The 12954-nt window shown below is 59.8% G+C and carries 10 protein-coding genes; 1 reads left to right on the top strand and 9 read right to left on the bottom strand.

What is annotated here, in order from left to right; genetic code table 11:
- Positions 1 to 8: 8 nt before the first annotated feature.
- The 7 genes from tap to WFO70_RS02865 form a co-directional block, all read right to left on the bottom strand.
- Positions 9 to 1610, bottom strand: a complete 1602-nt coding sequence (gene tap / locus WFO70_RS02895; protein ID WP_337014582.1) for a methyl-accepting chemotaxis protein IV — start codon at positions 1608 to 1610, stop codon at positions 9 to 11.
- Positions 1611 to 1654: 44 nt separating this feature from the next.
- Complete coding sequence (gene tar, locus WFO70_RS02890; RefSeq protein WP_337014581.1) at positions 1655 to 3310, bottom strand: methyl-accepting chemotaxis protein II; 1656 nt, start codon at positions 3308 to 3310, stop codon at positions 1655 to 1657.
- Positions 3311 to 3393: 83 nt separating this feature from the next.
- Complete coding sequence (locus tag WFO70_RS02885) at positions 3394 to 4359, bottom strand: Csu type fimbrial protein (protein WP_337014580.1); 966 nt, start codon at positions 4357 to 4359, stop codon at positions 3394 to 3396.
- Positions 4356 to 6740 carry a fimbria/pilus outer membrane usher protein gene (locus WFO70_RS02880; RefSeq protein ID WP_337014579.1) on the bottom strand — a complete coding sequence of 795 codons (2385 nt, stop codon included), beginning with the start codon at positions 6738 to 6740 and terminating at the stop codon, positions 4356 to 4358. The genes WFO70_RS02885 and WFO70_RS02880 overlap by 4 nt, the downstream gene beginning before the upstream one ends.
- Positions 6716 to 7474 (bottom strand): fimbrial biogenesis chaperone, encoded by a 759-nt coding sequence (locus WFO70_RS02875; RefSeq protein ID WP_442913345.1) that lies wholly within the window; start codon positions 7472 to 7474, stop codon positions 6716 to 6718. Before WFO70_RS02875 ends, WFO70_RS02880 begins: the two co-directional genes overlap by 25 nt.
- A gap of 16 nt (positions 7475 to 7490) precedes the next feature.
- Positions 7491 to 7970 (bottom strand): Csu type fimbrial protein, encoded by a 480-nt coding sequence (locus WFO70_RS02870; RefSeq protein WP_337016576.1) that lies wholly within the window; start codon positions 7968 to 7970, stop codon positions 7491 to 7493.
- A gap of 84 nt (positions 7971 to 8054) precedes the next feature.
- Entirely contained in the window at positions 8055 to 8606 is a 552-nt protein-coding gene (locus WFO70_RS02865; RefSeq protein ID WP_442913364.1) for an SCPU domain-containing protein, read from the bottom strand.
- Positions 8607 to 9048: 442 nt separating this feature from the next.
- On the opposite strand from WFO70_RS02865, the gene WFO70_RS02860 reads away from it, so the two are divergent.
- Positions 9049 to 10308, top strand: coding sequence for a dicarboxylate/amino acid:cation symporter (locus WFO70_RS02860; RefSeq protein ID WP_337014577.1), 1260 nt, complete (start codon positions 9049 to 9051; stop codon positions 10306 to 10308).
- Between the two features lie 96 nt (positions 10309 to 10404).
- Here WFO70_RS02860 and cheW read toward each other — a convergent pair whose 3' ends face one another.
- Both cheW and cheA read right to left on the bottom strand, forming a co-directional pair.
- A complete protein-coding gene (gene cheW / locus WFO70_RS02855) occupies positions 10405 to 10908 on the bottom strand; it encodes a chemotaxis protein CheW (RefSeq protein ID WP_032611989.1) in 504 nt (167 codons plus the stop codon).
- Positions 10909 to 10929: 21 nt separating this feature from the next.
- Complete coding sequence (cheA, locus tag WFO70_RS02850) at positions 10930 to 12951, bottom strand: chemotaxis protein CheA (protein ID WP_337014576.1); 2022 nt, start codon at positions 12949 to 12951, stop codon at positions 10930 to 10932.
- Positions 12952 to 12954 lie beyond the last annotated feature (3 nt).

Below are 12954 nucleotides of genomic sequence, written 5' to 3'. Positions count from 1 at the left end.
AATCACGTTCAGGTTCCGACTGGAACGGCCTGCGACCGCCCGACTTCTTTAACTGTTTCACTGCGTTCATTCACATTAAATACTGCGACCAGCGAGGTGAGATGATCCGCCTGGCTGGCTAACTGGTCGGTGGCGGCCGCGGCCTCTTCTACCAGCGCGGCGTTCTGCTGCGTCACCTGATCCATCTGGCTGACGGCCAGCGCCACCTGCTCAATACCGCGACGCTGTTCATCGGATGCCGAGGCGATTTCGCCCATGATGTCGTTGACCTGAGTGACCGAGCTGACGATCTCGGTCATGGTCTTCGCGGCGGTATCCACCAGCTCCGACCCCTGCTGTACCCGTGACACCGACTCTTCAATCAGCACCTTGATCTCTTTCGCCGCGTTGGCGCTGCGGCTCGCCAGGTTACGCACTTCACCCGCCACCACCGCAAAGCCACGCCCCTGCTCGCCCGCGCGGGCGGCTTCCACCGCGGCGTTCAGCGCCAGAATGTTGGTCTGGAACGCAATGCCGTCGATGACGCTAATAATGTCGCCAATCTTTTGCGAACTGGTGGCGATCTGATTCATGGTGTTCGCCACGCGGGAAGCCTGATCGCCCCCCTTCTTCGCCGTCTGCGCCGCGCTCTTCGCCAGGCCGGAAGCCTGACGGGCGTTGTCGGCGTTCTGCCCGACGGTGGTGGTCAACTGTTCCATGCTGGCCGCCGTCTGCGCCAGCGATGCAGCCTGCTGCTCGGTACGCGACGAGAGATCGTTATTGCCTTCGGCAATTTCGGCGATCCCGGTGTGCATGGCATAGCTGCCCTGACGCACCTCGGTCACCGTTTCGCGCAGCGAGCCCTGCATCGCTTTCAGGCTGGCGAAAATGGCCGAAATTTCGTTTTTGCCGTACACCGCCACCGGCCTTGCCAGATCGCCCTTCGCAATGCTGTCGAAGTGGCTGCTGATGATTGCCAGCGGCTGGACGATCATCCGGCGTGACCACCACAGTGCGGCGCTGGTCAGCAGGGCCGCCAGCACAATCATGGTGACGAAGACCACGCCCGACATGTGGTAGCTGGTGCGGCTGTCGTTACCTGCCGCCAGCACAAACTGGTTAATCTCCTGCTGCCAGGCATCGGTGCTGGCGTCAAACGCTGCCTGCGACGCCTGCACCGGCGCGGTGAGGAAATCCGACAGCTGGTTGTTTTCCAGCCAGGTCGCCTGATGTTCCAGATCGCTGTACCACTGGCTGAACGCCCCCTGCATGGCTTTTTTCAGCTCGCTGTCTTTCGCGCTGATGGCCGCCTGTTCGTTAAACGTCCTGAACAGATCGCCGGCCTGTTTCAGGCTGCTGCGCGCGGTAGTCATCAGCGCCTTGATGTCATCGGGCGGATAGCTCAGCGCGGTCAGGGTGCCTGCTTTATTCAGCGCCGTGCTGGCCTGCAGCAGAACGGCGCGGCTCTGGGTAAGCAGCGCGCGTTGCTGATTGCTGCTCTGCATCTCCTGCAAGTTCTGATAACCATCGCGAAAAGCCCAAAACGACAAGCCGTTACTGCCAACCTGCAACACCCCACAGAGAATCAAAATCAAAAACAGGGTGGTCGAGATACGAATACGATTTAACATCCACGCTCCCATTTAGCGGCCAGCAGCCGCGAATTAACGTTCGATCAAAATGTTTCCCAGTTCTCATCTTTTCCGGTAGTCAGCGCGCGTACCTGAGCCGGAGCATTGACCGGCGCTGCCGGTTGCTGGCTGGTACGCGATAACCCGGTTTTTCCAGGTGCAGAAGTAAGTCGAAACGCCGAAACGGCCATCTTCAGACGGCTCGCCTGCTCTTCCAGTTGCGCCGCAGCGGCTGCGGACTCCTGAACCAGCGCGGCGTTTTGTTGTGTGACACGATCCATCTCCGATACCGCCAGGGCCACCTGGTCGATACCACGACTCTGCTCATCCGAGGCCGAGGCGATTTCACCCATGATGTCGGTCACGCGGGTGACCGCGTTGACGATGTCATTCATGGTTTCTCCCGCGCTTTCCACCAGCACCGAGCCGGTATCCACGCGCGCGACAGAATCTTCAATCAGGGCTTTGATCTCTTTGGCGGCATTGGCGCTGCGGCTGGCGAGGTTACGCACCTCACCGGCCACCACCGCAAATCCACGTCCCTGCTCCCCGGCACGGGCGGCTTCTACCGCGGCATTCAGCGCCAGGATGTTGGTCTGGAAGGCGATGCCGTCGATCACGCTGATGATGTCAGCGATCTTCTTCGAGCTACCGGCGATGTCGTGCATGGTTTTCACCACGCCGTCCACTACCTTGCCGCCTTTCTGAGCGGTTTCCGAGGCGCTGTTAGCCAGCTGGGACGCCTGACGGGCGTTGTCAGCATTCTGCTTCACGGTGGCGGTTAACTGCTCCATGCTGGCTGCGGTCTCCTCCAGCGCCGACGCCTGCTGCTCGGTGCGCGACGAGAGATCGTTGTTGCCCATCGCGATTTCGCTGGTGCCGGTGTAGATGGCGTCCGAGCCCTGGCGCACGTTAGCCACCGTCTCGCTCAGGGAGCGCTGCATGTGGTCAACGGTGATCGCCAGCTGGGTGATTTCACTGCGTCCGGCAATCGTCAGGGACTGGGTCAGATCGCCGCTGGCAATCTGGCGAATATGGTCGATCACGCGGTTTAACGGGTTCAGCAGAGTGTGACGAATGCCGTACCAGCCCCCCACCAGCACGATTGCCAGCGCCAGGGCGAGGATCCCCATCTGCCATTTGGCAAAGGTGTAATCCGCCACGCTGGCGTTGAACGCCTCCTGGTTACGGGCGTCAGAGGCGGAGACATAGTCCCGCAGGGCGGTGCCGAGCGCGTTCTGCTTTGACTGGGTGGCCTGGGCAAAATAGGCGTCCATATTGCCGCTCTCAAGGAACTGGATCAGCTCGGTCAGCGCCGCGGCGTAGTCCTGATATTTGTCGCTGATGGTCTGGCTCACCTGGGCCATCGACGGCTGCGGCGTGATGGCGCTGTAGGCCTTGAAGTGTTTGTCCGCTTCCGCCAGCGTGGAGCGGGCGCTGTTGAGCAGCTCAGGTTGCGGCTTCGAGGGATCCGTCGCCATGCGCGCGGAGGCGCGGCTCAGGTTGATGCGCGTTTGCAGCAGGTAATCCCAGGTGGAGGTGATTTCACTTTGTTGAACGCGGAACTGGTTGGAGACCGCAAAACTGTCCTGGTTAGCTTTAATAGAAGAGAAAAACAGACTGCCGGAAACGAGCTGCAGCACAGCGAACACAGCCAGCACCAACATCAGCATTGTGACAACGCGCATACGGTTCAACATACAACACCTTCTCATAGATTTGTTCTCGGTGTTATCGGCACAACTGACAGGAACTTTACATTTGCGAAAGGGAAAAGCGTGGCTCAGAAAGCGACGTCAACGACCAGGGTGTCGCTGTAGTTACCTGCGGGCGGGGTGGTCTGATTAGTCAGGACGCGGGCGGTGTAGTTATAGCTGCGTAACAGCCCGTCGGCGCTTACCTGGGAAGAGGCACCGCTGGACCAGCGTTCGCTGCCGCTGCTGCCCCAGCGATTGGCGGTGGCTTCTTTATAGATCTCATAGCTCATGCGGTTGTTACCGCTGGCCATCCGGCGCACGTTATTGCTGGCGTTTGCACCGTTATTAATGCCGATAGTATAGACGCTGCCCTTGGTGCAGGTCACCGAGATGGCCTGGGAGACGGTCGGGAAGTTCTGCACCAGCGGCGCACTGTTAAAGTTGACGTTGGGGGTGGTCATCGCGCTGCAGTCGTTGGTCACCGTCATGTTGAGGGTGATGCTGGTCAGGGCGGTGCCGGTTTGCGGCGTGGTGCACAATCCCAGCGCCCCCAGCGAGCAGACGCTGTAGCTTACGCTGAAATTAAGGGTCACCTGATAAGGCCCGGCGCTGACGTTCTGCCCGGCGACGGTGCGAAAATAGAGCGGGATGTTGTACTGGGTGGAACCGAGCAGGCTTAACAGCGACGATCCGCTCCAGGTGTAAGCCTTGCCGATCTGCACTTCGCTGCTGCTGTTGCACGTGCTCTGGCCGCACAGACGGGTGGGGATCACGTCGGTGATGGTGGCGTTATCGGTACGCTTCATCGTCCCGCGGCTGTTAGCGGTGATCGTGGCCCCGGTAAAGTTGAGGGTCACCGAGTCATTGGTCAGCAAATTAAGCACTTTATCGCAGTTCACCACCAGCGTGCCGGTGGTGGCCACTTCATTGCTGCCGCTGAGGGCAAAAGAGGTCACGCTGCCAAAGCTGGCATTGACGGTGCTGACCCGGCACGCGCCCCAGCTGGTGGCCGAAAAGAGCATCAGGATCGCCACCAGCAGCAGGCGTTTCATGGTGCCACCCGACAGGTCAGCGGCCCGTAGGTTTGCAGCTTATGCTCCGGGTTCGCCGTCAGGGTCAGGGTGACGTGACAATCCTTGCCCTCCGGGGTGATGACCTCGAGCGGGTTGACGTCGGCCAGATCTTCCAGCCAGGCAAGCCCGTCATAGCCCACCACCACCGGCTCCCTGCCCGGGCGACGCACCTGGCTGCCGAGGGGGATCGCCTCCCCGGCCCCGTCGTGGAGGATCACGCTGGCAACCCGCTCCTGCTCCATCGGGAAATCGACCAGATAGCCGCTATTACGCCGCAGGGCGACGCGGCGCTCGGTCTCCTTCAGGCGGGTGTCGGCGGGTAAATTGAGGGTGTTGATGCTGTAGCTGGCCGGGTAGTAGGCCGAGACGCCGCTGATCAGCAGATAGCCGTTGCGGTTGGTTTTGCCCACCGGCTGGTTCTCATAGCTGACCGGCACGTCTGGTTGGCCGTCGGTGCTGACCACCACGAAGGCGTCGTTGATTTTGTTGGCGGCAAACAGCTCCCCGTCCATCAGCACCAGGGCACCCATCGCCTCGCCCCACCAGGTCATCATGTCGCGATCGCCGTAGCCACCGCCCTGCAATTCAATGTTGTTATTCCGCCAGCCCAGGGTGGCCTGCTGATAGTTGCTGGCCCGGGACTGGCGCGCCCAGGCCATATTCCAGCTGAAGCCGCCATCGGTGGGCATGGAGTGGTTATAGTTGAGGCGCTGGGTGCTGCCGGCATCCGGGGTATTTTCCAGGGTCAGGGCGGCGCTGTCCCGTTCCCCCAGCGGAATTTGCAGCGACAGGGCCACCGTCCAGTCGCCCTGCTGTTGGTCCCGGCTGGCGGCGAGGTAAATACTGCTGCTGCCCCACAGGTTACGGCTCCAGGAGAGGTTCAGCAGCTCGGTTTTCTGGTCGTCGAAACTCTGCACGCCGATCCACGCCGCGCCGATGTTGCCGTAGTCGCCGAGGTTAAAGGTCAGGGAGTACTGATCGGTGTTGCGGCTCAGGCTGGCGATGGGCTGGTTATGTTCATCGTAGACGGTGGGCTGATCGTAGAGTGCGAGGTTGCCGAAGCCGCGATCCCGGCGGCTATGCTGGGTGGCAATGCTGAAGGCGTTGGTGCTGTACTGGTAGCCCCAGTTGACCTGCCCGCCGGTATCGCCGCGCATCTTGCTCTGGGTCCAGGCGCTGTTTACCACCCCGAAGCGCCCGAGCTTGACGATGGTCCCGGCTCCGCCCAGCGCCAGCGCCTCGGCCCCTTCCACGTGCCCTTCCAGCGTCAGCCAGTCGGTCAGGCCGTAACGGTACGAGCCGCTGCCCGCCGCCGGGCCGTAGTCAAAATTCTTGATGCCGTAGTTGCGCCGCAGGCTGCCGAGGGTCATGGCTCCATCGCTGAGCCCCTGCCGGAGCAGATCGCTGGTAACGTAAAACGGCATGGTGGTACTGACCTGCCGACCCAGCGCATCGGTGGTGACCAGCACCGCATCCCCCGCACCGTTAATGTAGGGCAGATTGGTGAGGGTGAACGGCCCCGGCTGTAAACGGGTGGAGCCCGCCCGGTAGCCGTTGACGAACAGATCCACCGAGGTGGGTACCGCCGCCTCGCCGGAAAATTCAGGTAATGGCCAGGTGACGAGATCCGGGCGCAGGGAGAAATCGCGGCCATAGCTGATGCCGCCCATGCGCACGCTGCTGCTCCAGCTCAGGGCATCGCTGATCACATCCCCGGCGGTCCAGGTGGTGGCATCCTCTTCGTCGGTCATCATCAGGGTGGTGTCGTAGCGCACATACCCCTCCTGTTGTCCGCTGTCGCCGGACAAGTTTTCCCGCACGTAGCCGGTGGAAGATAACGATCCCCGGTCGTCAAAATAGCGAAATTCATGCCACAGAGCGGCCTGGCCACCGCTGTGCTCCGTGTGGTTGGTATAGAAGTCGTAGTTGAGCAGCGCACCTTTGCCAAAATGGGGCGTGCTGCGCGCCATCTGGCCGCTGAACGGGGTGACGCGCGCGCCGATCCACTCCCGGGGTACGCTGAGCAGCAGCCGCTGCCCGGTGCTGTCGTACTCGGTACGCACCTCCGCCAGGCGACTGACGTTGACCTCCCCCGGCGGGACGTGCTCGGCGGGCAACCCGGCGCGGCGCAGATCGGCGCTGGCGACCAGATACTTCTCCTGCCGCCGGGTGACGGGCACCACCAGCCCGGTGTCGTAATGGTTAACGACCAGCGCCAGCTGGAACACCGCCTCGTCATTCACCGACTGCGGCACCGGCGGTGGCGGCAACATATCATCACCGGGATCGGCCCAGCTTGCGGAGCTGACGCAGAGCAGGATAAGCATCGACGGCTTCAGTTGACGGGGGCCGACTGCCATTGCGTATCCCGGGCATTGATTTGCGCACGCATCTGGCCCGGATGGTCAATCCCTGACGGTAGCGGCCAGCTGCGGGCACTGCCCGGTAGCACGTAACCCAGCAGGCCATCCGCGAGGGTACGATTCTGCCCCCCCTGTTGCAGCGTGACCTGGCTGAGGCGGACATGGACATTGCCCTGATTGCGGACCTGCAGGGCCGGATGGCCGTTCTCGCGGATCACCCGCCAGCTAAGATCCCGCGTCTCAACCAGGGCATGGTGCGCCCCATCCTTAATGGTGGCGATCCCCTGCCCGTAGACAAATAGCGGAATGGAGTAGCGCATCTGCAGCTTCAGTCCCATCTGCGGGGTGGCCTTGTCCTGCGGCTGGGGGATCTCATCCACGATGATGCGGTAGGCTTGCTCGACGCCGGCCGGTACCTTGCTCTGTTTGATCAGGCGGATTAACTGTTTGCTGCCTTTGGCAATGGTGACAATCGGCGGACTGGCCACCACCTCCTGCTGGGCGGTGTAGCGTTCCAGCCCGTTCTCTTGCCGCCAGCGCACAATGCGCACCTGCATGGTGGTGGCGCTGGTGCCCTGATTCTGCACCCATAGCTCCGTGGCGTTGGTATCTGCCGACAGCCAGGGATCGATGGGCCACAGCAGAATGGTGGCCGCCCCGCTGGCGGTGTTGATCGTCGCCCCCAGCGCCATCAGCAGACAGAGCGCGCGAGTGCCTGGAAATGCCTTCATCGTCCTTCTCCCTTTGTCACCACGACAGGGTCACGGTGAGTTGATCGGAATAATTTCCGGCCGGGCTGAATCCGGTCAGAAGCGCCACACCAAAGAGCGGTAGCGCAATGTTGTTACTGTTGGTGTAAGCCACCGACACCGCCTGGTTAACCCCGATCTCACTGTTGGCCGCCAGGGAGCTGCTGCTGTACAGGCGGTACGGCACCTGGCTGGTCCCTCCTGCCAGCTGCATATTGCGCACCGAGGTGTAGTGCTGACCGCCGTCGATGCTCATGCTCAGCGCCACGCCTGGCGTACAGGCGATGGACAGGGAACCGTTCGGCACAAAGCTGGTGTTCACCGATCCCCGCTCCACCCCGCTATGGGTGCCGAAGTCCAGAGTACCCAGCAGGCCACCGCTGCCTGCGGCGACGGAACAGCCGGGGGTGATAGTGGCGCTCACCTGAAAGGATTGCGTCGTCACCGCCTCGCCGCTTCCTGCCGCAAGCAGCAGCATGCTCAGGCCAAAAAGAGCGCGCAGTTTTCCCTCTCCCCGGTGATGGAGCTGTTGCTTATCCGCGCTCATTAAAAGCTGCTGGCGCTAGTAGGTAACGCTGACGTTGATGGTGTCGGTGTAGGTGCCGGGCACCACGGTGACGCTGTTGCCCCCGCCGGTGATACGGCCGTACAGCGTGTAGCTGTTGACGCCCCCGGCGGTGGAGGTCACCGGCAGCGGTGCGTTGTTGGCAATGATGTTATTAAACCCGCCGTCGCTGAACAGGCTGTAGGCCACGCCCTGGCTGGTATTGGCGGTATTTACCAGATAGCGCGCCGGGGTGCCCGGAGTACCCACCACGGTGCCGGGGGCGGTGGAGTTGGTGTTACCGGTGATCGCCACCGTGTAGCTGGCGGTGGTGCATTGAATGGTGAAGGTGTTACCGCCGCTGGCCCCGGTCAACTGGGTGGTCAGCGTGGAGAAGGTCGCCGGATGGGTACCGAAGTCGAGAGTACCGAAGTTAATGCCGTCCTGCGTTGGCGAGCCGTTAATCAGGCAACCGTTGGTCAAGGTCAGGGTTGCGCCAATGGTGCCGCTGCTGGTGACAGCCTGGCTATTGCTGGCAGCCATCGCCAGAACGCTACCGGTAAACAGCATCAGAAGCTTTTTGTTCATTTTCCACCCTCCAGAAAATGTCACGTGAGGTTATCATTTTTTGGATAACACTCAGTCTGTTAGCACCCATCATGCTGTTGCCCGGGTGGTTATTGTGAAATTTAGTTTAAGGTTTCGTTCTCAACCACTTTTCACCTCCTGACTCATACTTTTACCGTATTGACACCTGTTTACAAATAAAAACAAATAGATAAGAAATGTTATCCGCTCTGTTTTCCGGGTTGCGGGAAGATATATTGATTGAAATGTGATCTGCATCACAATATATCGCCAAAAATTTATTAACAAAATTAATAAATATTAAAAAAATATTGAAAAGACCGCTTTTTTACTTCAACGTAGGTTATGAACCATTCACACGCTGAATAATAAAAATTAAATACATCAGCTTATTAATTTCATTTTCTGTTAATGAGGTATTTTGGTGGCAAGTGCAAACCGACTGACGATGTTCATCGTGGTCTTTATGCTGGCGGGCATTCTGTCCGGAGCAGTTATTCATGAGTATGCGTCAGCCGACGCGATCGCAGCCTGGTCAGACAACATCACATTACTGACCGACATCTTTTTACGCCTGATTAAAATGGTCATTGCGCCGCTGGTGTTCAGCACCCTGACGGTGGGGATTATGCGTCTGGGCGAGACCGCCACTATTGGCCGGGTGGGTGGTAAAGCGATGGTCTGGTTTATCAGCTCGTCGGTGCTCTCCATTCTGGTCGGGCTGTTTATTGTCACCCTGTTACATCCGGGCAGCGGCCTGAATCTGGCCGTTCCGGCCGGGACAGTGGAGACCGGGCTGGCGACCAGCGGGATGTCGCTGAAAGGTTTTCTTTCCCACACTATCCCCACCAGCATTGCCGGGGCGATGGCCAATAACGAGATCCTGCAAATTGTGGTGTTCTCGATGTTCTTCGGCATCGGCGGCGCGTCGCTGGGGGAGAAATTTAACGCCCCGCTGGTGGCCGCGCTGGATGTGGTTTCCCACATCATGCTGAAGGTGACCGGCTACGTGATGTACGTTGCGCCGCTGGCGATCTTCGCCGCCATCTCCTCGGTGATCGCCACCCAGGGGCTGGGGATTTTGCTGAACTACGCTTCGTTTATTGGCGGTTACTATCTGGCGATCGTCCTCACCTGTCTGGTGCTGGTGGCGGTGGGTTACATGGTGCTGAAAAACGAGATCTTCCGCCTGGTGGGCATGCTGAAGGATCCGGTGCTGGTGGCTTTTACCACCAGCAGCTCCGAAGCGGCCTACCCGAAAACGCTGGAGCAGCTGACCCGCTTTGGCTGTTCGCGTAATATCGTCTCCTTTGTGTTGCCGATCGGGTATTCGTTTAACCTGGTGGGGTCGATGGTGTACTGCTCGTTTGCCTCGATGTTTATCGCCCAGGCGTACAATATTCATCTGACGTTTTCGGAAATCACGGTGCTGATGTTGACCCTGATGCTGGCATCAAAAGGGATAGCCGGGGTACCGCGCTCGGCGCTGGTGGTGCTGGCGGCGACGATCCCGAGTTTCCATATTCCGGTAGCCGGGATTTTGCTGTTAATGGGGATCGATCACTTCCTGGATATGGGACGGTCGGCGATTAACGTGCTGGGGAACGGCGTGGCGACAGCGATGCTGGCGCAGAATGAGGGGCTGCTGGAAGAAGAACCGGGGCTGGTTGAGCAAGAGGCTTAAGAATCCCGTAGGCACCGTGCAGCAATAAAACGCCGGGTGGCGGCTACGCCTTACCCGGCCTACAAAACTAAAAGGTTAGCCTGGCGGCCAGCCTCATCACGCTACATGACTCGCCGCCACATCCAGCAGCGCCATCTCGTCGCTGTTCAGCAGCTTCTCGATATTCACCAGAATCAGCATACGGTCACCGAGCGCGCCAAGACCGGTCAGATATTCGGTGGACAGCGTGACCGCAAATTCCGGTGCCGGGCGGATTTGCTCGGCGGTCAGGGACAGCACGTCAGACACCCCATCCACCACGATCCCCACCACGCGCTGGCCCAGATTGAGCACGATCACCACGGTATTATCATCATACTCGACGTCGCCCTGGCTGAACTTCACGCGCAGGTCGACGATGGGCACGATAACGCCACGCAGGTTGGTCACACCTTTAATGAAATCTGGCGTGTTGGCGATGCGGGTCACCTGATCATAGCCGCGGATTTCCTGCACTTTCAGAATATCGATACCGTATTCTTCGTCACCTAAAGTGAAAACCAGGAATTCCTGCCCTGATGGCTCGCCGGCCAGCTTGGTTACATTACTCATACCGGTCATTTTTTTACCTTCTTAACTGAATCAGGCGGCTGTGTGCGCCATACGTTGTTCACGATTTAATCCCTGAAGCGCCGAAACATCGACGATCAGCGCCACGCTACCATCACCCAGGATGGTGGCGGCTGAAATGCCTGGCACCTTGCGGTAGTTGCTCTCAAGGTTCTTCACCACCACCTGATGCTGACCAATCAGCTGATCGACCAGCAGCGCATAGCGGCGGCCCGCGCTTTGCAGGATCACCACAATCCCCTGCGTGGCTTCGGTTTTGGCGCCGTCCACGTCGAACACTTTCCACAGCTCCACCAGCGGCAGGTACTCACCACGCACTTCCAGCACGCGCTCACCGCCCGCCAGCGGATGTAAATCTTCTTCACGCGGCTGGAGTGATTCCATCACCGCGTTGAGCGGCAGGATAAATACCTCATCCGCCACTTTGACCGACATCCCGTCAAGGATCGCCAGCGTCAGCGGCAGCAGGATACGGATGGTGGTCCCGGAACCCTGCTTCGACTTGATCTCAACGTGGCCGCCCATCTCCTGGATGTTACGTTTTACCACGTCCATGCCCACGCCACGCCCGGAGACGTCCGTCACTTGCTCGGCTGTAGAGAAGCCCGGGGCGAAAATCAGCATGCCCACTTCTTCGTCGGTCATGTTCTCGTTAACCGCCATCCCCTGCGACATCGCTTTCGCCAGGATACGCTCGCGGTTCAGGCCCGCGCCGTCGTCGGTCACTTCGATACAGATGTTTCCGCCCTGGTGTTCCGCAGAGAGGATCAGGTTGCCGACCGGGGATTTTCCGGCGGCCACGCGGTTTTCCGGCAGCTCGATCCCGTGGTCGAGGCTGTTACGCACCAGGTGCGTTAACGGGTCGATGATGCGCTCAATCAGGCTCTTATCCAGCTCGGTGGAGCTGCCCATCAGCGTCAGTTCAATCTGCTTGTTCAGCTTAGTGGCCAGGTCACGCACCAGGCGCGGGAAGCGGCTGAAGACGTACTCCATCGGCATCATACGAATGGACATCACCGATTCCTGCAGGTCACGAGCGTTACGCTGCAGCTGACCCATGCTGGTGATCAGATCCCCGTGGTTCACCGGGTCCAGCTCGTTAGAACGCTGGGCCAGCATCGACTGGGTGATCACCAGTTCGCCGACCAGATTGATCAGCTGATCCACCTTCTCAACGGCCACGCGAATACTGGTCGATTCGCTGGAGCGGGCGGCCGGTTTTTCACGTTCGCCACGGTTTGGCGCAGCCGCTTCACCCGGAACGGCCTTCAGCACTGGCGCAGCCGGTGCCACGGCTGGCACCGCAGGGGCAGCTTCAGCGACTTCAGCGACGTCCGCAGCCGGTGCATCCGCAACCGCTTCAAAGTCGATCTGTTCAGGCTCAATAACGAAGCAGAGCACCGCGACCACGTCATCTTTGCTGATGCCGCCATCGAGGGTGGCCGCCAGGGTGTCTTTGCCCTTCACCACGTTGCTCAGGGTCGCCAGATTGCTCAGCTCCTCTTCCAGCAGATTCACTTCGCTCTCTTTCAGGCCGGAGAGCACCACGCGCACGCGGTCATCTGCGGCTGGCGCGGCCGTTGGCGCGGCGTCCACGACGCTCAGTTTCGCCGGGCTGACGGCCACGGCGGCCGTCTCGCCTTTGGCTTCCAGCGCTAACTGACGCAGGGCCTGACAGATATATTCAAAGCTGGCAGCGTCCGGCTCTTGCGAGCTTTTATAGGCATCGAGCTGTTCCTGCATAATATCTTTCGTTTCCAAAAACAGGTTAATAATGTCGGTATTGAGCTGCATCTCACCGCGTCGGGCCTCATCCAGCAGGTTCTCCATCAGATGGGTGGTCTCCTGCAGGATGGTAAAGCCAAACGTCCCGGCGCCCCCTTTTATGGAGTGGGCCGCACGAAATATGGCGTTGAGCTGCTCTGAATCCGGTGCCTCAGGCACCAGGTCCAGCAGGTGTTGCTCCATATCCGCCAACAGTTCGTCGGCTTCATCAAAAAACGTCTGGTAAAAATCGCTAATATCCATGCTCACGCT

The organism is Leclercia sp. AS011, assembly GCF_037152535.1.
Taxonomy (GTDB): domain Bacteria; phylum Pseudomonadota; class Gammaproteobacteria; order Enterobacterales; family Enterobacteriaceae; genus Enterobacter.
Note: the sequence above shows the minus strand (reverse complement) of the source record. Positions and strands in the feature narration are given on the sequence as shown.

Bases quoted from the DNA above. Each gene is read 5' to 3' on its own strand.
- tap (WP_337014582.1), bottom strand. From the start codon at position 1,610: ATGTTAAATCGTATTCGTATCTCGACCACCCTGTTTTTGATTTTGATT.
- tar (WP_337014581.1), bottom strand. From the start codon at position 3,310: ATGTTGAACCGTATGCGCGTTGTCACAATGCTGATGTTGGTGCTGGCT.
- WFO70_RS02885 (WP_337014580.1), bottom strand. From the start codon at position 4,359: ATGAAACGCCTGCTGCTGGTGGCGATCCTGATGCTCTTTTCGGCCACC.
- WFO70_RS02880 (WP_337014579.1), bottom strand. From the start codon at position 6,740: ATGGCAGTCGGCCCCCGTCAACTGAAGCCGTCGATGCTTATCCTGCTC.
- WFO70_RS02875 (WP_442913345.1), bottom strand. From the start codon at position 7,474: ATGAAGGCATTTCCAGGCACTCGCGCGCTCTGTCTGCTGATGGCGCTG.
- WFO70_RS02870 (WP_337016576.1), bottom strand. From the start codon at position 7,970: ATGCTGCTGCTTGCGGCAGGAAGCGGCGAGGCGGTGACGACGCAATCC.
- WFO70_RS02865 (WP_442913364.1), bottom strand. From the start codon at position 8,606: ATGCTGTTTACCGGTAGCGTTCTGGCGATGGCTGCCAGCAATAGCCAG.
- cheW (WP_032611989.1), bottom strand. From the start codon at position 10,908: ATGACCGGTATGAGTAATGTAACCAAGCTGGCCGGCGAGCCATCAGGG.